Below are 21,338 nucleotides of genomic sequence, written 5' to 3'. Positions count from 1 at the left end.
GGGGCGTTGCCCCGCCTCCGCAACCCCGGAGGCGGGGCAACGGGCGCGTGGGGCGACCGTGGGACGGGCCGCCCGTGGGACGGGCCGCCCGTACGATGCGCCGCCCGTACGACGGTCGACCGTGGGACGAGGCCGGCAGCCTGACGGCCGGCCCCGTCAGGTGTCCCAAGACCCGGTGCGGGCCGCCAACTCGGTGCGGTTGCGGACGCCCACCTTGCGGTAGATGCGGGTCAGCATCGCCTCGACCGTCTTGCGGGAGACGAAGAGCTGATGGGCTGCCTCCGGATTGCTGCTGCCGCCGGTGACGAGGTCGACGAGATGACGCTCCCGCTCGGTCAGCTGGACCGTCGGCCCTCCGTCACCACGCGACGCGGCCGGCCGGACCCCGGCCCCGTCCGCGCCCACCGGGACGACCGTCGTACCCGACAGGCGGGCGAGGTGGCCGTCCGTGAGCCCGCTCCACGGGTGGGCCGCGGCCGCCCCGAACAGGGTGGCCGCCTCCTCCCACGCCGCCTTGGCCGCACCGACCCGCCGCCGCCGCCGCTCGATCCGTCCCAGAGCCAGCAAGGTGCGCCCCTGCTCGACGGGACGCCCCATCGAGGCGAAGGCCGCGGCGGCGCCGTCGAGCAACTCGACGGCCCGATCCGGGTCCCCCTCCCGCGCGAGGCACACGGCGCGCGCCCGGGACGCGGTGACCCGCACCATGGCGTGCGACGCGTCGCGGGTGACCGTCGCGTCGAGCTCCGCCAGCAGCCCGTACGCCCGGTCCAGCATCCCGGCGGTCGCGAACGCCTCCACCGCGTCGGGCCGCCACCGCAGGACCGCCGGGTCACCGGCCCCCGAAGGGCCCTCGATGTCCCCGATCTCCTCGAAGACCGCCACGGCCGCTTCGATCCTGCCGCCGTGCAGGTACAGGACTCCCGTGATCCACAGGCTCCGGGCCGTGTGCAGGACGTCCCCCTCGGCACGGGAGGCGTGCAGGGCCCGCCGGGCGTAGTCCAGGGCCCGGTCGAACGAGCCCCCGCACCCGTGCGCGAGCGCGGAGGTGTACCAGGCCGGGCCGGGTGAGAGGTTGGCCTCCCTGGTGTGCGCGCGGGCACGCTCCGCCCAGGCGAGCGCACCCGCACACGCGCCGAGCCCGGCCTCGACCTCGGCGAGGCTGCGGCACAGGTCGGTCAGGCCCTCGGCGCCCCCGGCGGCCTGGGCGAGGGGCAGCAGCTCCAGTAGGGCGGCCCGGGCCCGCGGCAGGTCCCCGTCGAAGACGGCGTGCCGGGCGGCAAGGTACTCGGGGCTGTTGGAGACACCGAGCGCGCCGGGCGGCACGCCCAGGGCGAGGGCGGACTCCAGGGTGGCGCGGGCCTCGCCCGGCCGGCCGAGGAGGCGCGCCGTCCTGGCCGCCATCGTCAACGCCGCCGCGTGCAGGCCGTCGTCCCCGGCGGTCCGCGCCAACGCGGCGGAACGGGTGGCGTGCAGGAAGGAACGGTCGAAGTCCGCGGAGGCGACGTTGGCCCTGACGGAGGCCCGCAACTCGACGGCGGCCATCAGTCGCGGGTCGTCGCGCGCCGCACCCCGGGCCGCGGCGAGGAAGGACTCGGTCGCGGCGAGGTCCTGACCGCAGGCGTCGACGACCGCCAACAGGGCCCGCACCTGATGGGCGGGACGGCCGTGGTCATCGACGACGCGCCGGGCCGCCCCGTGGGCGGCGTCGACGTCACCGGCGGCCGCCGCCTCCTCGGCGGCTTCGGCGAGCCGCCGCGACCGCAGGTCCGCCAGCCGGGGCGGGGTCAGGCGGGCCGCCAGCAGGAGCAGTTCCGCCGCCAGCGCGCGGTCGCCGGCCTCCCGCGCGGTCGCGGCCGCCCGCGCCGTGTCCTGCGCCGTCGGCCGGTCCACGCCCTCCACGGCCAGGGCCCGGTGCCGGGCGGCGCGCATCGGGTCGGTGACGGCGCCGGCCAGCGCCGCGTGATCACCCCGCCGCTCGGCGGCCGACCCGGTCCTGGCCGCGGCGTCGGCCAGCGCCCGCGCCGCGAACCGGACGGTCCCGGACCGGTCGTCCGCCGCGTCCTCGGGGGCGATCAGCACGCCGGCCCGTACCGCGTGCGCGAGGTGCTCGTACGCCTCCGGACAACCGGCCCGGTGCAACAGGTCGCTGTCCGGCCGGTGGGCCAGCGACGCCACCCGCAAGGTCCGGAGCATGCCCTCCGGTACGGTCCCCAGCCACGCCTCGGCCAGACCCTCGACCCGCCGCAGCCCGTCCAGAGCGTGCCGGCCCGACGGCCGACCGGTGACGGGCCGCTGCTGTACGAGCGGTACGAGACCCTCACAACAGGCCGCCAGCAGGGCACGGTTGCCGCCGCAGTGACGGAGCACGGCACCGCTCCAGCGCGCGGACAGCCCGTGCGCCTCCAGCCGGTCGCAGACCTCCTCCTGCCCGGCGGGGGACACGTGCACGACCGCCGGGTGTCCGCCCAACAGGTCGGCCGAGCGCGCCGGCCAACGGACCGTACGCTCCGCCGTCACCGCGCCGAGGAGCCCCCGGTCCACCGTCCGGAGCGCGTACCCCAGCACGTCGGCGCTGATCGGGTCGAGCCACTGGACGTCATCGACCGCCAACAGGACGGGTGACATCTCGCGCAGCATCCCCGCGACCCGCGCACGGAGCCGCAACCGATCGGCGGGAACCGTCACCGCGAAGCCGTCCGGCACGAACCCCGCGTCGAGCTGTACGAGCGCCGAGCCGGGCAGGTGCTCGTCCCCGGGCCGGTGACGCAGGCGCACCACCCGCCCCGTCCAGCGCCCGCACACGGTGTCCACCAGGGTCGACTTCCCCGCGCCCCACCCCCCGTGGACCGCGACCCGCCCGTGGCGCCCGACCAGCCGGACGGCCGCGCCGACGAGGTCGTCCCAGCCGTCACCGCCGGCTCCGGAGCCCTGGCCGTCGTCCGGCCCGTCACCGCCACTGCCGCCGCCGGGGATGCGCGGGGCCGGACCCCCGAATGCCGTTGCGCTCATCCGGTGCACGCTAGGTCCCCCGACCCGCGCGACCAAGCCCCCTGCCGCTGTTCCCCCGGGTACGAGGGATCTCCCCGACACCCGCCCGCCGCCGGCGGTCCCGGGCCGGTGACGCCGGCGGGGGCGTGCGTGCGTCGGAGCGTGGCGGGCGCCGGGCGAGGAGGCAACAGGACGTGTGGCCGCGTACGAGCCGGACGCGGCGCCCTCACAGCGGGCGCCGCGCCGATCCCGGCGTCGTCCGTCCGATCAGAGGGACGTGCGCGAGCCGCCGGTGGCGCAGTGGTGGGTGGTCGCGCCGAGCGGCACGCCCGCCTCCACGGCCGCGGCGCGGTCGGTCAGCCCTCGCCCCTGGCGGCGACGCCCCGCCCGGTCCCGGCCGCGATCTCGGAGATCCGCTTCTCCGGGTCCCGCCGCCCGCGCACGGGCGCCGCCTCCGCCGTGGTTCTCTCCTGTCGTCGATGTTCGCGGCTCCTCCGGGCCGCCTACCCCGGCTACGGCCGCGGTGGCCGGCCGGCGTTGTCCGTTACGCCCCGGGCGACGATGGCCACCGACGTCACCGGTGTCCCGGCAACCGTGGCGGACCAGCACGTCGAGGCCGTGCTGGTCGAGCGGGAACAGTCGGGAACGGTAGGGAACGGCGGGGAGCGGTCGGCAACGCTGGGGAGTCGTCCCCACTTGTCGCTGCTGCCCCCACTCGGCCGCAAGTGGTGAAACGCTCCAAGACCGGCGCATGATCGTTGTTCCTGACGGGGTCATTCCGTTCGAGGGGGCTGTCGCAGACTGGCAGGACGCGGTCGGCCCGGGTCGGCCGCCGCCTCAGCGACCCGGCCGAACCAAGGACTGCCATCGTGAGCGAACGCGTTCTCACCCCCCGCAACCGGGGTTTCCTCTTCCTCGACTCCCACCCGGCGGGCTGCCGGCAACTGGTGGCCGACATGTGGCAGGCATGCCCCGCACCCGCACCCGCACCCGCACCCGCACCCGCACCCGCACCCGTTCCCACATCCGCAGTCGCCTCCGCCAACCCCTCCGCAGGCGTGCCGGAGGGGGGTGACGGGCCGGTCGCGCTGATCATCGGCTCGTCCGCCGGTTACGGTCTCGCGGCCACGCTCGCCGGACTCAAACGCGTCGGCATCCGCGGGATCGCGGTGTCCTTCGAGAAGGCCCCCACCGCGCGGCGTACCGCGACGGCCGGCTGGTACCGCACCGCCGCCACCGCCGACCTCGCCCGCGCCGCCGGGCGGGACCTGGTCTTCCTCAACGGTGACGCGTTCTCCGACTCCATGAAGGACCAGGTCGCCGACCTCATCGAGCAGCGCTTCGGCGGTCGGCTGGACTACCTGATCTACTCGGTGGCCGCGCCCCGGCGTACGGACCCGGACACCGGTGCCGCCTACTCCTCGGTCCTCAAGCCGATCGGCCGGGCCAACCGCACCAAGACCCTCTCCTTCGACGACGAGGGCGTTCCCGAGGTGCGCGAGGTCGAGACGAAGCCGGCCGAGGGTGACGACGTACGGCAGACCGTGGCCGTGATGGGTGGCGCGGACTGGGAGCGCTGGATCGACCACCTCGCCGGGCGCGGCCTGCTCGCCGACCGGTTCACCACCGCCGCGCTGTCGTACATCGGCTCGCCACTGACGGCCGCCCTGTACCGACAGGGCACCATCGGCGCGGCCAAGGCCCACCTGGAGGCCACCGCGCGCACCCTCAACGAGCGGCTCGACGAACTGGTGGGAGGCAGGGCCGTGACGTCCGTCAACGGCGCCGCCGTCACCCAGTCCTCCACCGCCATCCCCGGTATCGCCCTCTACACCGGCCTCTTGCGCGGCGTCCTCGGCGAGGGCCTCGTCCCGCCGATCCACCAACTCGCGACCCTGTGGGACCAGCTCACCGGCGCCGCCCCGATCGTCCTGGACGACGAGGGCCGGATCCGCCTGGACACCTTCGAACTGACCGACCACGTCCAGGCGGCCGTCGCCGAGCGTTGGGATGACGCCACCACGCAGACCATCGCCGAGCTGGCCGACCTCGACTGGTTCCGCGGCGAGGTCCGACGCCTCTACGGTTTCTCCGTGCCCGGAATCGACTACACCGCCCCGGTCGCCACCGACCTCCCCTGGCCCGACCACACCTCCTGACACCCGTACGTCGGGCAGGGGAGCGGCGTCAGGTGGCGAGGGTGGCCACCGACGCCAGGTCCTACGTACGGCCGTAGCCGTTCTCGGTGCCCGCGAGCAGGTCCACGACCTCGAAGTAGCGGTTCCGCAAAGGGGTTTCGCGGAAGGCGTCGATCAGTAGCCGGTAGGCGTCGTGGTCGTCCGCCTCCCAGACCCAGATGTGGGTGACGCGTGCCGAGTAGAACTCCGTGTCGTAGGAACGAGCACCCTCGGTCGGCCCCCGCCGGCGGGCCGGCGGACCGGCCGCCGCCGGGCCGTGGTCGCGCAGGGCGGCCACGAGCTCCGTGTGCCCGGCGGGATTCGCGCCGTCGAAGCCCGGCAGTCCCAGAACGCGCGCATCGAAGCGCGTAGCGGTGCGCGAGGCCGCGGTACAGCTCGGCGAGCCGTGCGGGCTCGCCCTCCCCGGCGGTCGGCCGGCCGCTGGCCGCGCTGATGCGGACTGGACGTGAAGAGCGACGGGTTGCTACTCCTCGCCCGAGAAGCGCTCCCACGCGGCTTGGCGGGAAATGCCGAGGGCCGCGCCGATCGCGGCCCAGGTGACCTTCCTGCGCCGGAGCTCCTGGACCCAGGAGTGCAGGTTGGCTTCGACCTGATCGGCTGCGGCGGCGACGCGCGGGATGAGACCCAACATCTCCTCGTCGGTCAGCGTGTCCCAGATCGAGGCGGGCCGCGGCGACGGGTTGGCGAGGTGCTCGGCGACAATCGAGTGGGCCAGGTCGACGCACTCGTCACAAATGTGGACCCCCGGCCCGGCGACCAGCTTCTTCACCTCGGCGCCCGGCCTGCCGCAGAAGGAGCACTGAGGAAGTGGATCGGTGAACTGCTGGGTCATCCCGGCCCTCCGGATTGTCAAGGTTCCCTTGACGTCAGGCTAGAGGCGTCAAGAGCAACCTGACAAGGGGGTGTGAGAGCCTGCCGAGCCTGAGAGCCGCAGTGGGTCGGGGTGGCGCGGTGCTTGCTGCCGGTGACCGGGGACGATCGGGGTCGTAGTCACGGCGGATCGCAGGATCTGCGGGCTGTCGGTGGGTCTGCGATGCCCGGACGACGGGTGGTCGCACCTGTACGTCAACAACACCCGGGTGCTGCCGACGGGCAACGCGACGGCTGAGTTCCCAGCGCATGGCGCTCGGTCTCCAGGGCGAGCGCGGTCGCCACCACGAACTCGGCGTGCTTGCCGAGCAAGAACGTCAGCTCATGTGTCGCGAGCCCTGTGGCAGTCGTGCGTCCGTTCAGGGGTCATGGACGGGCCGAACGCGGGCACAGGCGCCGTGAGGGGAACCGGTCCCCGGATACGGTCCGGCGCTGCCGGACCGGCGAAGAAGGAAAGGTCGCTCTGATGTCGCAGGTCGAAGAGTCCGTCGAGGTAGATGTTCCTGTGCGCACCGCGTACAACCAGTGGACCCAGTTCGAGTCGTTCCCCCACTTCATGGAGGGCGTCGAGCGGATCGATCAACGAACCGACACGATGACGCACTGGGTGGCGAAGGTCGGCGGGGTGACGAAGGAGTTCGAGGCCGAGATCACCGAGCAGATTCCGGACGAGCGGGTTGCCTGGACCACGTTGGGTGGGGAGGTCAAGCAGGCCGGGGTGGTCACCTTCCATCACCTGGCGGACAGCAGGACGAAGGTGATGCTGCAGCTCGACTACGACCCGGAGGGCTTCGCCGAGAACGTCGGCGACAAACTCGGCTTCGTCAAGCGGCAGATCACCGGTGACCTGAAGCGGTTCAAGCAGTACATCGAAGCGCGCGGTAGCGAGACCGGCGCCTGGCGCGGCGAGGTCTGATCGCCCGTCCGCCCCCACCCGTGCGGGTCCGCCATCAGGCGGGAGCCCCGGGACGGGCCAGGGCTGACCTGCCCGGGCGCGGGACCGCCGTAAGGCCGTGAGCGCCACGGGTCCACGCCGGCGGGCGGGTTGAAAGAACGAGGGCATCGGGACGCCCCGGTGATCACAGCATTGCGGGCGCGCCGAAAGGGCGCGCCCGCAATGCTGTATTCGGGACGATGTATTCGGGACGATTTCTTCCCGCTACGTCCGGGATCTCTTGGTGTCAGGGCTTGATGACGGCGGTCCAGCCGAGGGTGCAGGACAGTGCGGGGGCGGTGCAGGAGGTTTCGTAGATGTCACCGGCGGTGGTGAGGACCTTCACGTAGACGCGCTCACCGGCGAGCTTCACACCGACGCTGCACGTGTTGCGCGGGTACCCCGGAGTGACCGGGAGGGTCAGGTCGCGCCACGTGTAGGCGCCGGTGAGGGTGGGACGGTAGCCGACGAACGTCTTGCCACGGGTGAGAGCGGCGCTGTACTCGCTGCCCGGGGCGGTGCCGGCCACGACGGCGACGTCGACACACGGCCCGGCCGGTCCCGCCGGACCGCGGTCACCCTTGGCTCCCTTGGCACCCTTGGCGCCCTGCGGCCCGCGCGGCCCGTCGGAGGGAGCGTGGACCGAGTCCGTGCCCGGAGCGGCGACCGCGGCCGGAGCCACGATCGTGGCGAAGCCGAGGGCGAGGGGCACGGCGAGAATGGCCACCGGCCGCAGGCGTCGCATGATCAGGGGTACCGCGTTCATCCGTAGCTCCTCAGGTCGTCATGCTGGACGAGCGGAGCTTGGATCACCGGCACCCCCGAGAGACTGCGACTGGCTGATTGTCGGACAAATATCAACAGGTTGGCGCAATCATTGCGGCTGAACGGTCATGCCGGAACGACCTGTCGTGCCCCCTCCGCGGCGGCGGGGATCCGCTGATTCTCCGCCTGGTCGAGGTCACCCTCGACCGGCGTGTCGGCCGGCGTCACGCCAGGACGAACAGCGTCCCAGCGTGGCGAGGGGGCCTCCCCCCGCCCGGCACCGAGAGCAGGGCGGCCGGCGCCGCACCGACTCCCGGGAACGCGCGGCGATATTCACGGGCTCCTCTTGTTTCCATACGGGTCGACCCGTAACGTAAATGCCATGAGTTCCGCTCCGCCCCCCAGAGGGCGTCCCAGAGATCCCCGATCGCACGAAGCGATCACCGGTGCGACAGCACAACTGGTGGTCGAGGTCGGCTACGCCGCGACGTCCATCGGGGCGGTGGCCGCGAGGGCCGGAGTCGGCAAGGACACGATCTACCGACGCTGGTCGGGCAAACCGGAGTTGGTCTTCGAGGCTGTCTTCACCACCACCGACGACGCGCCGCCTCCGGACACCGGAACGTTGGTCGGTGACCTGACCGTGGTGCTCCAAGGCCTGGTCGACGAGTTCCGTGCGCCCGCCGCCGCGGCGGCGCTACCGGGGCTGCTCGCCGACTTCGCCGCCGATCCGGAACTGAAGGCGCGCATCCGCGGCGACTTCCTGGCGCCGTCGAAGGAACGGCTGCTGATCGTTTTCGAACGCGCCGTGCTGCGCGGGGAGATCGCGGCCGAGACGCCCGTGGACCTGGTCCTGGACACACTCGCCGGAGCGGTGTTCTTCCACGTAGGGCTGGTCGGAGAGCACCCCGACCCGCAGTTGGCCGCACGACTCGCCGCGGTCGTGGCCAAAGGAATCGAGGTCCGATGAACGGCTGGCTCCTCGCGGCAGGGATGGCCTCGCTCGGCGTGGCCGCCGTGCACGTCATCGGCGGTCACCGCGATGTGGTGCGCCCGCTGCTGTCCTGCGGGCTCACGGACGAACCCAAGCGGGTCCTGCACGCCGTGTGGCACATGGTGAGCGCCGACCTGGCTCTCTCCGGACTCGCCCTGCTCCTGCTCTCCCTGGGGAGGGACATACCCGGCACTGGCCTGGTGGTATGGCTCGTCGCCGCGCACTTCCTCGCCTACGCCACAGCCTTCCTGGTCGTCACCCTGTCCGTCGGCTGGCCCCGGCCGCTGCTCCGCCTACCCCAGTGGATCCTGCTCCTGCCGGTCGCGCTCCTGGCAGCGGCGGGCGCTGCGTAACCCGCCTCGTGGGATCTGGTCCCCGGGGTCGCCTCACCCTGCGGAAGCTCCTCGGACGCTCTTCGGGCGGACGCTGGATGCGGGGCTCAGCCCCCGAGGGACCTCCTGCGGACGGCCCCACCGTACGGGCGCTCGGCATGAAAGTCCTCCCCGTACGGGGCGCTCCGGTAGGCGGGGGCGCCCTCCCGCCGCGTGCGGCGGTACGGGGCACCGCCGTGCCCCAACAGGACCGAGACCGTCACGAGGGCGGCGACCCACGCCGCCACTCCGATCCACGCCGCCACTCCGGCCCAGGCCGGCGCGCCGGACGGCCCGAAGACCCCCAGCGGGATCAATACCAGCGCCGCGCACAGCAGCAGGGCGGTGAGAAGCAGCAGCGGTCCCGGTCCGGACCGGCGCGAGTGAGGCGGCCGCCCCGAAGGGGAGCGCAGCTGCGCCTCCAACTGCTCCCAGGCCGCCCGTTCCCCCGCCGTCAGTTCGCCGCCCGCCATGGCCACCCATCCCTGTCGCTCCACCGGATCCTCCGCGTCCGTACAGCGGATGCCCTCCGCCGCCGGGTTCACGCAGGGCAGTCAGGGCCGCTCCGCCCGTGAACGCGGTACGAGGACGGAGCGATTCTGTCGTGTTCGCGTCCGGCGGTCTCCCCCGATGAGGACGGAGTCCAGGGTTCCGCGCCGGGTCGTCGAGCGGGCGACCGCCGGGTCGTCGTCCGCCGGCGGTTCGGGCTCGCGGCCCTCGGTGCTGCGGACGCCCGACGCCCCCGAGCGTGCCCGATGCGCGGGACGCCACACACCCGGGCCGGGGTCGGAACCGAAAGGCGCCGCGTCGAGCCGTTCACCGGGCGCCCGCCGCATGACCGGGCCCGGGCTCGGCGCCGAACCGCCGGGACGGGATGGGGGAGCGGGTGCGAAGAGGACATCAACACGTTCTATATTCGTACGAATCATCCACGCGGCCCGGCTGCGGCGATCAGGGGGAGACGACGGCGATGGCCGAGACCGAAACCGATGGCGCACCGGGCACGCGGAGGGAATCACGGAGCACGCGCAAGGTGCGCCGCAAGGCGCGCAACCGCCGGCGCCTGGGCATCGGCGCGGCCGTACTCGCGCTGGGCGGAGCCGCAGCCGGGGCGTACGCGCTCGGCTGGGGCGGATCCACGGGCTCCGGCGCCGAGCTGGCACCGAAGGGGGACAAGGCCGGCGGGGACAGCGCCGCGAAGAATCCCGAGGAACCGTGGGACGGCAAGGTCAAGGTGCTAGGTGACGGTTCCACGTCCTACGCCGGACCGAAGCCGGGCCAGCTCAAGCCCGAACGGCTGAAGCCCGGCGAACAGCCCCCTCAGTTCGTGGTGTTCTCCTGGGACGGCGCGCTGGAGGGCGAGGACCACCTGTTCTCGCACTTCCGGCAGGTGGCCAGGGAGAGCAAGGCCCACATGACCTTCTTCCTCACGGGCATCTACCTCCTGCCGGAGAGCAAGAAGTCGCTCTACGAGCCGCCCCAGCACGGCCGGGGATCCGCCGCCATCTCGTACCCGACGGTCCCGCACATCAAGAGCACCCTGACCCAGTTGCGGGGCGCCTGGACCGACGGCAACGAGATCGGGTCCCACTTCAACGGGCACTTCTGCGGGCCCAAGGGCGGCGGTGACTGGAGCCCCGAGGAGTGGAAGAGCGAGATCGACCAGACGTACTCGTTCATGAAGAACTGGAAGACCAACACGGGATTCACCAACGAGGCTCCGCTCCCCTTCGACCCCGCCCGGGAGGTCGTCGGCGGCCGGGCGCCCTGCCTGGAGGGTCAGAAGAACCTCCTGACGGCCATCAAGCCGTACGGATGGCGCTACGACGCCAGCTCCTCCGGGGACTTCCAACTCTGGCCGTCCAAGCAGAACGACATATGGAACTTTCCGTTGCAGCTCGTTCCCCTGCAGGGCAAGGAGGTGCAGGTCCTCTCCATGGACTTCAACTTCCTCTACAACCAGTCCGGTGACAGCACCCAGGGCGACCCGGCGAAGTACGCGACGTGGCAGGCCCAGGTCCGGGGCTCGTACATGAACGGCTTCAACCGCGTCTACAACGGCAGCCGGGCGCCGATGTTCATCGGCAACCACTTCGAGGACTGGAACGGCGGCATCTACATGAAGGCCGTAGAGGACACGATGCGGGACGTCTGCCCGCGCCAAGGGGTGCGCTGCGTGTCCTTCCGGGAACTGGCGGACTGGCTCGACGCGCAGGACCCGCAGGTCCTGTCACGGCTCCGCCAACTGGACCCCGCCCAGGCGCCGGACTGGAAGGCCGTGGTCCGCTGACGGCGCTCCCGCCGGCCGGACCGCAGGTGGGACGGGGGCGTACCGCCGCCCGCGACGGCCCGCGGGGACGGCCCGGCCCCGAAGACCGGCACCCGGACTACTTCACCGCCTTCGCGTACGCGCTCCACAGACGGACCGCCCGCTCGCTGCCGGGCGTTCCCGGCGCGTCGCCGCCCAGCCCGGTCAGGGGCAATGGGATCAGGTCGGTCAGTGCCATCCGGTAGACGACCACGGCCGTGGACTCCTGCTCGGTGCTGCCCACGAACCAGCCCGCCGTGTTGGCGGCCGTCGTGCCCGTCTTGCCCGCCGCGCCCGGCCGCGCCTTGGCCGCCGTCTTCGCCGAACCGTCGGTCACCGCCTGCCGCAGCGCCTCCGTCACCGTCCGCGCCGTGGCGGCCGACACGGCCCGCGTGGTCTTCGGCGCGTCGAGGTGCACCGCCGAGCCGCCGCGGGTCACCGACCGCACGGAGTAGGGGTCGGTGTGCATGCCGCCCGCCGCGAACGTCTCGTAGGCGCCGGCCATGCGGATCGCACTGGGCTTCGAGTTCTCCCCGAGCGCGAACGTGGGGATCCGCGGTCCGAGGCTGGAGGCCAACAACCCCGACCGCTGCGCGAACGACTCGACCCGATCCAGGCCCACGTCCAGGCCGAGCTGGAGCATCGGCGTGTTGACGGAGTCGGCGACGGCCTGACGCAAGGGCACCTGCCCCCAACTGCGTCCGCCGTCGTTGCTGCCCTTGAGCACCTTCCCGCTGCGGTCCCAGTAGGGGCCCTCGGGGGTCTGGACGGTCGCCTGGTCGTTCCCGTCGTACGGGGTGGTGGGGGAAACTGGCGTGCGGGCCTTGCCCCGGGTGCGCACCACGCCTTCTTCGAGGGCGGCGGCGTAGACGATCGGCGTGAACGCCGTACCGACCGGGATCGTCGTCGCGTTCGACTCGTTGAAGCCCTGCTTCAGGTAGTCGGGGCCGCCGTACACGGCGAGCAGACGGCCGTCGGGGGCCACGCTCGCGGCGCCGATCTTCACGTGCTTGTCCGTGTCGGGACGCTTCTCGGGGTCGAAACCCTTCTGGGCCTCCTGGACGGCCGTGGTCAGGGCGGTCATGCGCGCCTTGTCGAACGTCGTGTAGATCTGGTAGCCGCCGAGGTCGAAGTCCGACTCCCCGATGCGACCGGCCTTCACCGCGTACGCCTTGGCCATCTCGACCAGGTATCCGGTCTGCGCGCCCGGGATGCCCGCCAGCGACGTCGGCGAGGGCTCCGGGAACTTCGTGTAGCCGGCCCGCTCGGCCGCCGTCAACTGACCGGTCTCGACCATGCGGTCGAGGATCCAGCTCCACCGCTCCTGCGCCCGCTCGTGGTTCTTGGGACCGAGGGACGGGTCGTACAGTCCCGCTCCCTTGAGCAGGGAGGCGAGGAACGCGCCCTCGCCGGCGTTCAGTTGGGAGACGTCCTTGCCGTAGTAGGCCTGGGACGCGCGCTGGATCCCGTAGGTGCCGCGCCCGAACCAGCTGGTGTTGAGGTAGTCCTGGAGGATCTGGTCCTTGTCCTTCTCGTTGTCCAGCTTCACGGCCAACAGGAGTTCGGTGAACTTCCGCGACAGGGTGCGGTCCTGGCTCAGATAGGCGTTCTTCACGTACTGCTGCGTGATGGTGGATCCGCCCTGGGTCTCGCCTCCGGTCACCGCCGCCCGGACGGCGCGCAGGACACCGGACGGTGACACGCCGGGGTCCGAGTAGAAGTTCGCGTTCTCGGCGGCGAGTACGGCGCCCCGGACCTTGGGCGGCACCTTGTCGAGGGGCATCTCCTGCCGGCTGACCCAGCCGGTGCGGGCCATGGTGGAACCGTCGGACCAGTAGTAGACGTTGTCCTGCTGCGTGGCGAAGGAGTTGAGGTCGTCGGGTATGTCCGTGACCGCGTAGGCGAACGCCACGAAACAGGTCAGGCCGGTGAGCGCGTACAGGCACGCTCCCAGCCACTGGCGCCAGGACGGCACCCAACGCCGCCACCCGGACCGGCCCGGCCGCGGGTACGCGGGACGCAGGCGCCGCAGGTGCGGCAGCGCGGCGGCGAGGGCTCCGCCGCGCCGACCGGCGCCGTCGGTCCGGCCGCGCCGGCGCGCGCCGGCCTTCCTGCGGCGTCCCGACGCGGCGACGCCGGTGCTCTTCGGGGCCGCCCGCCGGCCCCGCGAGCGCCCTCTCCCCGACGTATTCTGCCCACCCACTCCGAATGTCCCCTCTGCAGTGCTTTCCCGCACACCCTAAAGGCACCTTCTGTGCGCTCGACGAACTGGAGCGCCCTCGGCGCGAAGTGGCGCCGTGCACACCTCCGGTGCCGAAGCGGAGGCATTTCGTGCCACGCAGGGGACGGTTTCTCCCGGTCTTCGGCCAAGAAGCCACCCTGGACCGGGTCCGATCCGGAACGTGCGGAAAGGGTCGTCCAGTTGTGCGAGGATGCGGTCCCCCGATTCGTGCGAACCGGGTGACAAGGGGAAACACAGTGATACCGAAGAGGTTCAGGCCCGCCTTCATCGCGGCCCTGACCGTGGCCCTGACGTCCGGCAGCTTCCTCGCCTACTCCGCGAGTGCCGGTTCCGGACCCGAGGCGGCCGATCGTGCCGCCACCGACGCCTTCGCCCGCATAGCCGACGAAGTGCTGTCCCGCCGTTCCGAGGCCCTCGTGGAGGAGCAGCAGGGGCGCCGCGGCGCGGCGCCGGGCTCCGCGAAGACCGCGAAGGCCGCGATGTCGAGCAAGTTCAAGAAGGACGAGGACACCGCGCTGTCGTCGCTGCGCTCGCGCAAGGCGCGTCTCGCGGAGCTCGGCGAGGCCTACAGCGGAGCCGACACCCGCGTGACCGTTGAGCGTGCCACGATCACCGGCGGCAGGGCCACGGTCCAACTGACCGAGGACACCAAACTCACCTACAAGAAGCTGCGCGGGGACGAGCCGGAGACGACCGAGCTCCGCACCCGCTACGAGCTGAAGCTCACCAGCAAGAAGGGGGGCCGCTGGGAGCTGGACTCGGTCAAGTCCCAGGAGAACGGGCCCGTCGCCGTCAACGAGCCCGTCGCCGCCAAGGTGAACACCGTCAAGGACGACGGCAACCAGTACCCGGACGGCACGCCCGCCGCCACCAAGTACCCGGCCACGCCCAAGCCGAAGGCGAAGACCGGCGGCGCGTACGACTACAACGCCATGGCGAAGTACGCCGAGAAGTACTGGAGCAACTACAACCCCCAGTACCGCAAGTTCAACGGCGCCGGCGGCGACTGCACCAACTTCATCAGCCAGGCGCTGAAGGCGGGCGGCTGGAAGGCCGCTCCCGGCTCGTCCTCGGACTACCGCAACTGGTGGTACGACGGCAGCCGGCAGAGCGACTCCTGGGTCGGCGCCAACGAGTGGGCCTGGTTCACGCTGTCGAACCAGCGGGCCGCCAACCTGGCGAACGTCTACCAGATGGACGTCGGTGACGTACTGCAGGTGGACTTCAACAAGGACGGGTCCAAGGACCACTCGATGATGGTGACGTACCGCAGCGGCAACGGCATGCCGTACCTCACCTACCACTCCACCAACACGTACCGGAAGTCCCTCGCGAGCATCCTCGCGTCGTACCCGGACGCGCGCTACTTCGCGTACCGCACCTGACGGGTGGGGTCCGGCCCCGCCCGCCGCACGGTGGGCGGGGCCGGACCGCGCTCGGGTACGGGAACATTCCCGCGGGTGCCCTCGTTGTGCCGGGAACCATTCCTCCGATCATGGAACGAGGGACCCCCGTGCCCGTGCCCGTGCCCGAACCCGCTTCCGGTGACGCCGTGACCCCGCTTCCGTCGCTCACCGTCCAGGCCGAGCGCCTGATCGAACTCGGGGTGGCCGAGATCGCCGGGATACCGCCGGCCGAGCTGCGTGCCTTCGCCGAAAGCGCCCGCGCCGCCGCGGATGCCGATGCCGCCGCCGATGCCGGGGGCCTCCTGCTCGCCGTCCACCCGGACCGGGCCCCCGCCTCCGCCCTCGCGCCGCTGCTCCTCCGCGAGGGCAAGCCCGGCTTCGTCGTCCTCGACATGGCGGACGTCGACCGGTTCGTACCCCATCACGCCGAGTTGCCCGACGCCGCGCTCTACCTCGTCACCGGCGTGGACCGCGGCGACCACATGTCCAACTGGAGCCCGGACGAGGCCCTGCCCGCCCTCACCGAGGAGAACCGCACCCCGCTGGTGCTGACCGAGGGCATCCACTGGCTGCTCCAGCGGCCGGAGGCCCTGGAGCGCAACCACTGCTTCATGACGATCGGCTCGCGGCTGCGCAAGCCGAACGGCACCCTGGACGCCCGCACCCCGGCGATCTGGATCAGCAACGGCACCGGCCGGGACGGACGGGAGCGCCGCGACGCCCCCAAGGTGGGCTGGTGCTGGTGGAACAACCGGCACACCTGGCTCGGCTTCGGTTCGGCCACCGGCCGTCGCGCCTGACCCGCCCCAAAGCCGGAGGCTCCGGCCGCCCCACGGCCGGGGCCGCCGTCTCCCGAACCCGGGACAGCGGAACGGCTCCGCCCTCGATGAGGGGGAGCCGTGTCCGTCAGGGGTGCGACGCGTGGGTCAGGCGTGGCGCCTCTTCCCGGCGATCACCCGGTAGACGGCGAGGAGGATGAGGGAACCGATGATGGCGGCGATCCAGGTGGAGAGGTCGAAGAAGCCGTCGATGGAGTCGACGCCGAAAATGACCTTGCCGAGCCAGCCACCGAGCAGACCGCCCGCGATGCCGATGAGCATGGTGATGATGAGGCCGCCCGGGTCCCGGCCCGGCATCAGCGCCTTGGCGATGAGGCCCGCGAGCAACCCGATGAGAATCCAGGCGAGAATGCCCATGATGCGTCTCCTACCTCGGTGAATAAGAACGGTGTTAACAACCGTCTTCACCGTGCGGAGGCTTTCAAACGTGCCGACTTCTTGATCGTTTCCCCGGTGCGAACCGCCCCGTCCGCCCGGGTCGCACCGGTCCGGCCATGGGCCGGCGGCTCGGCCCCCCGGGCGCGCGTCACTGCGTGCCCCCATCCGTGTGTACCCTCCGTAATCGGCGTGCCCGATCGTGGGCAGCATGTGACCAGGCGGACCGGGACGCGGAGGTACGGGTGAACAGCGGTGAACAGCGGCTCATCGTGCACGTCGGGGGCGAGATGGACGTGGACCGGGCTCCGATGCTCGCCGAGGCCCTGTATGCGGCGATCAGGCAACCCGGCGGTGCCGACGAGATCGTCGTGGACGTCGCCGAGCTGTTCTTCTGCGACTCCTCGGGGCTCAACGCCCTGATCACCGCCCAGCACGAGGCGAAGGCGCACGGTTGCCACATCAGCCTGCGTGCTCCGCAACCGCAGCTGCGACGTCTGCTGGAACTCACCGGCGCCGACGCCTTCTTCTCGGTCACCGACACCTGACCCACGACCGCCGAGGGCCCGCTGTCGCGCCGGCTCTCACCGGACCGCGCGGACGCCGGCTGGCGCGGGCGCGCTGCGCACGACGGGAACCGGCAGCACCCGCTCGGCGTACAGCAGGATGGCCGCGCCGGTCAGGACCAGCAGGGCCAAAACCGTCCACAGGTGCCACGGTTCGGCGTCGAGCAGGAACCCCAGAAGTACGGGTGCGATGGTGCGACAGGCCGACCACGACAGTTGGTAGGTCGCCAGGTACCGACCCCGTAGGCGATCGGGGGCGGCCTGGACCGAGAGGCTCTGCGAGGGCGCCGAGTGGACGAGTTCCCCGGCGGTGTAGAGCACCGCGACCGCCAGGACGGCGACGAGGAGCCCGGCCGGGCGGCCGCCCAGGAGGTGGGGCAGGGCCGCGAAGGCGGCGAAGGAGAGCGCGAAGACGAACGCGCCGAACGCGGCCGTACGGGTGCGCCTGCCGCGCAGGGTCAGCCGGGCGACCGGGACACCGAGCGTGGCGACCAGGACGGTGTTGAGCGCGAACACGCCCCCGGCCAGGGCATCGGGGAGGCCGACGTCGCGGGTGAGGAAGACGGGGAGGGCGATGGCCTGGGCGGTGTAGCCGAAGGCGATCAGGAAGTTGGCGGCCGTGATGAGCAGGTACGGCCGGTCGGCGAGGACCTGGCGGTATCCGCCCGGGTCGCTCTGCGGCGGCTCGGCTCCGCTCCGGGTCCGCGGCGGCCGGGGTTCGCGGTGGACGGCAGGAATCCGGGACACCAACACCGCGGCGACGGCGAAGAGCATGGCCAGCGCCATGGCGGCGCCGAGGAAGCCGGCTCTGCCGTTCCACGCGAGCATGGCTGCCGCCGCCAGGCTGCCGAACCCCATTCCGGCGTTGCGCAGGCTGCGGTCCCACGCGAGCAGTCGGTCACGCTCAGCGCCCCGGGCGATCTCGCCGATGAGTGCGTGCTGGGCGGGCGCCGACGCCCACATGCCCACCGCGACCACCAGGGCGACGGCGAGGAACGCCGGGTAGGAGTGGGCGAGCGGGTAGGCGGCGAAACCGACCGCACGCAACGCGAGCACGCCGATGAGTACCTGTCGGCCGCTGAACCGGTCGATGAGGACGCCCGCGGCCGGCATGAACGCCAGGGCGCAGAGCCCGGCGACGGTCAGGCCCGCGCCGATCGACGTCAGCGACAGGCCGGTCAGGGAGTGGACGAACAGCATCGTCAGCGGCACGTACATGCCGTCGCCGATCGAGCTGACCAAGCTCGCGGCGACCAGTCGGCGCCGGGTGCGAACGCCCGGCCCGGCGGGAGGCGAACACGGGGCGACTCGATGGGCAGAGGTATCTTCCATGGAAGATAATTTATCATTCGTGGAAGATAAGGTGAAGGCATGCAGACCGACGTGACCTCCGCCATCGTCGAGCAGTGGAAGCGCGAGCGTCCCGACCTGGACGCCACACCCATGCTCGTCGTCGGCCGCCTCTTCCGGCTCGTCGAGGCGCTGGACCAACAGCTGCGCCCGCCCTTCCGGGCCGCGGGGTTGGGTAGCGGCGACTTCGACGTGCTGGCGGCGCTCCGACGTTCGGGGGAGCCCTACGCGCTCTCCGCGGGCGAGCTCAGCCGGACCGTCCTGGTCACCACCGGTGCGATCACCAAGCGGGTGGACCGGCTCGCGTCCCGCGGCCTGGTCACCCGCTCCGTCGCCGAGACCGATTCGCGTGGACGCCACATCGCCCTCACGGCCGAGGGGGTCGAACTGACCGACGAACTCATCGCCGTCCACCTGGACAACCAGCGCCGGCTCCTGTCCGGGCTCGGCGCGGACGAGCGGACGCGGCTTGCCCACCTCCTCGAACAATTCGCCTCCACGCTGCCCCCCGAAGCCGGCTGAACATACCGGGGGCCGGTGTCGAGAGGAATCGGACAGGTTTCCCGTGCATCACCCGGGGGCTCGGGGGCACCCGGTTCTTCGGAGGTTGATAATCATGGTTCCCCTGCTTCTTGTTCTTCTGCTCGCTCTGCTTCTTTTCGGTGCCGGTTTCGCGGTCAAGATCCTCTGGTGGGTCGCGATCGCGATTCTGATCCTGTGGCTGGTCGGTTTCGTCGCCCGCCCGAAGGGTGGCAGCAAACGCTGGTACCGCTGGTAGCCAGCCGGTGAAAACCCGGGTCGGACCCGCATGACGGTGGCTTGTCACCTCCTCCGAACGGAGGTGACAAGCCACCGTCATGTCCGCGTGCGGGACGGCGACTTCCCGGTTCCGGGTGAAATCGGATATCCGGGGTACCCGGGGGAGCAACCGGGACGGCCGTCGTGACGCAGCAGGGGACCTGCTCACCTCCAACGATCGACGGTCGCCCCGGCCCCGAATTCGATCCGGGGCGAATGAAGCCGCCGGCGTCGGGCATGCGGTTTCCAGGCGGACGAACAACGCACCACCCGCCGCGCAAGTTGTACGGAAGAAACGGGAACGGGCGGGCGATTCATTGCCCAGCGGTTCCTGATTTACCGGAGGAGTTGTTTTAGCGTGACTGAGCATGTGTGGAGCTACAAGTCGACCTCGGGCCACCTGGCCGGCACCGACCTGACCGGATACAAGGTCGAGGCGAGTGACGGCAGCATCGGCAAGGTCGACAAGCACTCCGACGAGGTCGGTGACGCCTACCTGGTCGTGGACACCGGGGTGTGGATCTTCGGCAAGGAGGTCCTGCTCCCGGCGAGCACGGTCGTCAGGATCGACCCCGACGAGCGCAAGGTGTTCGTCGAACGCACCAAGGAACAGATCAAGGACGCCCCCGAGTTCCACCGCGACGAGCACCTCGGCGACGCCGGCTACCGCGAGGACCTGGGCACCTACTACGGCACCGGCGCCCCCTTCGGCGGCCGCCCCGCCTGACCTCCCGCCAGAACGGCTTGGGCCTCGACACCCTGAACAGGGTGTCGAGGCCCAAGCCGTTTTCGCACACGGGGGAGAGCGTCCCGGAACACGCCGAGCCTCCCGTCCGGTGGGACGGGAGGCTCAACGTGATGATCGGTGCCCGACCCGACGCCCTCGCGGGCGCTGCACGCAATGGGCGAGAGGGATGGGGCAAGCCGGGGTCTCGCTGGCACTCGTGCGGGTGTCGGAGGCCCCGGCTCGTGGAGGGGGCTGTGTCAGCTGCCGGCGGACAGGTTGCCCGACAGCACCGGGATGTTGCTGAGGATGTGCGAGAGCGGCTCGTCACCCTTGGCCTGGGTGGAGTTCTCGGTGCACTGCTGGTTCTGCGGGTTGGACAGGACGTTGATGTCCTGGACACCGATGTTGAGGAGCGCCACCAGGGACTGGGCGTTGACCTTGGCCGGGAGGCCGATGCAGGGCTTGTTCAGGCTGCCCTGGACGAGGCCGAGCTGCGGGCTCAGGTCGCCGTGGGTCGACTGGTTGCCGTAGATCTGGGAGGCGCCGTTGCCGTTGACGGTGTTGACGCCGTTGTCGTTGCCGATCGCCATGGCCGGGGCGGCGACTGCGGCGCCCGCACCGAGGATGGAGGCGGTGGCAGCGGCGGTGGCCATCATCTTCTTGATCATTACAAGTCTTCCTGTCGCACGAGTGCACGGTAGTGAGCGCCTTGATCAACGTTTGGGATCCGCCGAAGTGACGGAGCTTCACCCGATCGGCCCCATGACTGCCCCGGCAGGTCCGCTGACACCGGTGCGCCGGGACTCAGCCGCGCATGACCTCCCCGGGGCGCCGGGCGTGCCCAGGTAGTCGGAGCCGGTCTGTTCCTTCGCGCTCAGCAACATCAGCTCCGAGAGCTGCCGCTTCGCCTCCGCCGTCGGCAGCCCGAGTTCGGCGCCGATGGACTTCGCCGCCCGGTCCGGAGCGGTACGTGCCTGCGCGACGGTGTGGTCCTGTGCCTTGATCCAGGCGGTGACGACCTCCGGATGCTCGGCCGCGAACGCGTTCGTGACCACACCCAGGTCTGCGGTGGGCTTGCCCTGCTTCGCCGGCTCACGGCTGCTGACGAGCACCTTGCCGTCCTTGGTCAGCTCGCCCAACGTCGGCGTCCACACGTACGCGGCGTCGATGTCGCCCCGCTTCCACGCGGCGAGCGCGTCCTGCGGCTGGAGGTCGATGGTCTGCACCGTCGACGGTTCGACGCCCGAGGCGGCCGGCGCGGCGAGCAGCGAGTAGTGGGCCGTCGACCCGAACGGAGCGGCCACCTTCTTGCCGGCCGGCTCCTTCACCGAACCGATCCCGGCCTTCGCGACCAAGGCCTCGTTGTCCCGGACAGGTGATGTCTTCCGGCCGGCCGCGACGATCAGACCCATGGCGCGACCTCGGCCGCACCCTGCCCCCGGCGGAGGCAGGCGCGGTCGGGGGTGGGCGCCGGAGACGCACCGCAGCATTGGTCCATACCTATTGACCGCCCCTTCCGCCCCCCATACGATCCGGTCCGGACCGGACCCCACCTGTCCCCACCTCACCCGGAGCCGGACGTCGTGCCCCCACGCGTCAGTCATGCC

The 21,338-nt window shown here is 71.6% G+C and carries 21 protein-coding genes and 1 pseudogene; 12 read left to right on the top strand and 10 right to left on the bottom strand.

Annotation, left to right across the window (positions count from 1 at the left end):
- Positions 1–156 precede the first annotated feature (156 nt).
- A complete protein-coding gene (locus ACZ4XJ_RS00680) occupies positions 157–3,009 on the bottom strand; it encodes a LuxR C-terminal-related transcriptional regulator (protein ID WP_468494798.1) in 2,853 nt (950 codons plus the stop codon).
- 282 nt (positions 3,010–3,291) lie between these two features.
- Between ACZ4XJ_RS00680 and ACZ4XJ_RS00675 the strand changes: the two genes are divergently transcribed.
- Entirely contained in the window at positions 3,292–3,720 is a 429-nt protein-coding gene (locus ACZ4XJ_RS00675) for a hypothetical protein (protein WP_468494797.1), read from the top strand.
- Positions 3,721–3,857: 137 nt separating this feature from the next.
- Entirely contained in the window at positions 3,858–5,147 is a 1,290-nt protein-coding gene (locus ACZ4XJ_RS00670) for an enoyl-[acyl-carrier-protein] reductase FabV (RefSeq protein WP_362884338.1), read from the top strand.
- A gap of 61 nt (positions 5,148–5,208) precedes the next feature.
- On the opposite strand, the pseudogene ACZ4XJ_RS00665 reads toward ACZ4XJ_RS00670, so the two are convergent.
- Both ACZ4XJ_RS00665 and ACZ4XJ_RS00660 read right to left on the bottom strand, forming a co-directional pair.
- Positions 5,209–5,409 (bottom strand): annotated as a pseudogene (locus ACZ4XJ_RS00665) (darcynin family protein); the annotation flags it as partial.
- 240 nt (positions 5,410–5,649) lie between these two features.
- Entirely contained in the window at positions 5,650–6,018 is a 369-nt protein-coding gene (locus ACZ4XJ_RS00660; protein ID WP_468494796.1) for a ClpX C4-type zinc finger protein, read from the bottom strand.
- A gap of 504 nt (positions 6,019–6,522) precedes the next feature.
- Here ACZ4XJ_RS00660 and ACZ4XJ_RS00655 point away from each other — a divergent pair.
- The gene (locus ACZ4XJ_RS00655; protein ID WP_468494795.1) at positions 6,523–6,972 is read left to right on the top strand and encodes an SRPBCC family protein; all 450 of its coding nucleotides are present in this window, start codon (positions 6,523–6,525) and stop codon (positions 6,970–6,972) included.
- Between the two features lie 265 nt (positions 6,973–7,237).
- Here the strand turns inward: ACZ4XJ_RS00655 and ACZ4XJ_RS00650 are convergent, their stop codons facing one another.
- Positions 7,238–7,756, bottom strand: a complete 519-nt coding sequence (locus ACZ4XJ_RS00650) for a hypothetical protein (protein WP_468494794.1) — start codon at positions 7,754–7,756, stop codon at positions 7,238–7,240.
- 381 nt (positions 7,757–8,137) lie between these two features.
- On the opposite strand from ACZ4XJ_RS00650, the gene ACZ4XJ_RS00645 reads away from it, so the two are divergent.
- Together ACZ4XJ_RS00645 and ACZ4XJ_RS00640 are read left to right on the top strand one after the other, a co-directional pair.
- The gene (locus ACZ4XJ_RS00645) at positions 8,138–8,725 is read left to right on the top strand and encodes a TetR/AcrR family transcriptional regulator (protein WP_468494793.1); all 588 of its coding nucleotides are present in this window, start codon (positions 8,138–8,140) and stop codon (positions 8,723–8,725) included.
- Positions 8,722–9,102 carry a hypothetical protein gene (locus tag ACZ4XJ_RS00640; protein ID WP_468494792.1) on the top strand — a complete coding sequence of 127 codons (381 nt, stop codon included), beginning with the start codon at positions 8,722–8,724 and terminating at the stop codon, positions 9,100–9,102. The genes ACZ4XJ_RS00645 and ACZ4XJ_RS00640 overlap by 4 nt, the downstream gene beginning before the upstream one ends.
- 86 nt (positions 9,103–9,188) lie before the next feature.
- On the opposite strand, the gene ACZ4XJ_RS00635 is transcribed toward ACZ4XJ_RS00640, so the two are convergent.
- On the bottom strand, positions 9,189–9,617 hold the full coding sequence (locus ACZ4XJ_RS00635) for a hypothetical protein (protein WP_468494791.1): 429 nt from the start codon (positions 9,615–9,617) through the stop codon (positions 9,189–9,191).
- A gap of 473 nt (positions 9,618–10,090) precedes the next feature.
- Here ACZ4XJ_RS00635 and ACZ4XJ_RS00630 point away from each other — a divergent pair, with 473 nt between their 5' ends.
- A complete protein-coding gene (locus tag ACZ4XJ_RS00630; protein ID WP_468494790.1) occupies positions 10,091–11,410 on the top strand; it encodes a polysaccharide deacetylase family protein in 1,320 nt (439 codons plus the stop codon).
- Positions 11,411–11,507: 97 nt separating this feature from the next.
- Here ACZ4XJ_RS00630 and ACZ4XJ_RS00625 read toward each other — a convergent pair whose 3' ends face one another.
- Positions 11,508–13,403 (bottom strand): transglycosylase domain-containing protein, encoded by a 1,896-nt coding sequence (locus ACZ4XJ_RS00625; RefSeq protein WP_468494789.1) that lies wholly within the window; start codon positions 13,401–13,403, stop codon positions 11,508–11,510.
- A gap of 503 nt (positions 13,404–13,906) precedes the next feature.
- Between ACZ4XJ_RS00625 and ACZ4XJ_RS00620 the strand changes: the two genes are divergently transcribed.
- Together ACZ4XJ_RS00620 and ACZ4XJ_RS00615 are read left to right on the top strand one after the other, a co-directional pair.
- Positions 13,907–15,055: an amidase domain-containing protein gene (locus tag ACZ4XJ_RS00620; RefSeq protein WP_362881332.1), complete on the top strand. Its 1,149-nt coding sequence runs from the start codon at positions 13,907–13,909 to the stop codon at positions 15,053–15,055.
- Between the two features lie 110 nt (positions 15,056–15,165).
- Positions 15,166–15,876, top strand: coding sequence for a DUF5701 family protein (locus tag ACZ4XJ_RS00615; protein ID WP_468494788.1), 711 nt, complete (start codon positions 15,166–15,168; stop codon positions 15,874–15,876).
- A 126-nt stretch (positions 15,877–16,002) separates the two neighbouring features.
- Here the strand turns inward: ACZ4XJ_RS00615 and ACZ4XJ_RS00610 are convergent, their stop codons facing one another.
- Complete coding sequence (locus tag ACZ4XJ_RS00610) at positions 16,003–16,272, bottom strand: GlsB/YeaQ/YmgE family stress response membrane protein (RefSeq protein ID WP_362881330.1); 270 nt, start codon at positions 16,270–16,272, stop codon at positions 16,003–16,005.
- Between the two features lie 263 nt (positions 16,273–16,535).
- On the opposite strand from ACZ4XJ_RS00610, the gene ACZ4XJ_RS00605 reads away from it, so the two are divergent.
- Positions 16,536–16,838, top strand: a complete 303-nt coding sequence (locus ACZ4XJ_RS00605; RefSeq protein WP_362881329.1) for an STAS domain-containing protein — start codon at positions 16,536–16,538, stop codon at positions 16,836–16,838.
- 36 nt (positions 16,839–16,874) lie between these two features.
- On the opposite strand, the gene ACZ4XJ_RS00600 is transcribed toward ACZ4XJ_RS00605, so the two are convergent.
- A complete protein-coding gene (locus ACZ4XJ_RS00600) occupies positions 16,875–18,188 on the bottom strand; it encodes an MFS transporter (protein WP_468494787.1) in 1,314 nt (437 codons plus the stop codon).
- A 39-nt stretch (positions 18,189–18,227) separates the two neighbouring features.
- Here ACZ4XJ_RS00600 and ACZ4XJ_RS00595 point away from each other — a divergent pair, with 39 nt between their 5' ends.
- From ACZ4XJ_RS00595 to ACZ4XJ_RS00585, 3 genes are all read left to right on the top strand, one after another.
- Positions 18,228–18,728, top strand: a complete 501-nt coding sequence (locus tag ACZ4XJ_RS00595) for a MarR family winged helix-turn-helix transcriptional regulator (protein WP_362881327.1) — start codon at positions 18,228–18,230, stop codon at positions 18,726–18,728.
- A gap of 94 nt (positions 18,729–18,822) precedes the next feature.
- Positions 18,823–18,984, top strand: coding sequence for a hydrophobic protein (locus tag ACZ4XJ_RS00590; protein WP_468494786.1), 162 nt, complete (start codon positions 18,823–18,825; stop codon positions 18,982–18,984).
- 378 nt (positions 18,985–19,362) lie between these two features.
- Positions 19,363–19,731, top strand: coding sequence for a PRC-barrel domain-containing protein (locus ACZ4XJ_RS00585; RefSeq protein WP_468494785.1), 369 nt, complete (start codon positions 19,363–19,365; stop codon positions 19,729–19,731).
- A gap of 257 nt (positions 19,732–19,988) precedes the next feature.
- Here ACZ4XJ_RS00585 and ACZ4XJ_RS00580 read toward each other — a convergent pair whose 3' ends face one another.
- Together ACZ4XJ_RS00580 and ACZ4XJ_RS00575 are read right to left on the bottom strand one after the other, a co-directional pair.
- A complete protein-coding gene (locus ACZ4XJ_RS00580; RefSeq protein WP_362881324.1) occupies positions 19,989–20,399 on the bottom strand; it encodes a rodlin in 411 nt (136 codons plus the stop codon).
- Between the two features lie 78 nt (positions 20,400–20,477).
- A complete protein-coding gene (locus ACZ4XJ_RS00575) occupies positions 20,478–21,143 on the bottom strand; it encodes a taurine ABC transporter substrate-binding protein (RefSeq protein WP_468494784.1) in 666 nt (221 codons plus the stop codon).
- Positions 21,144–21,338 lie beyond the last annotated feature (195 nt).

The organism is Streptomyces sp. NPDC029836, assembly GCF_055574495.1.
This window is presented reverse-complemented; position numbering and strand designations above follow the sequence as displayed.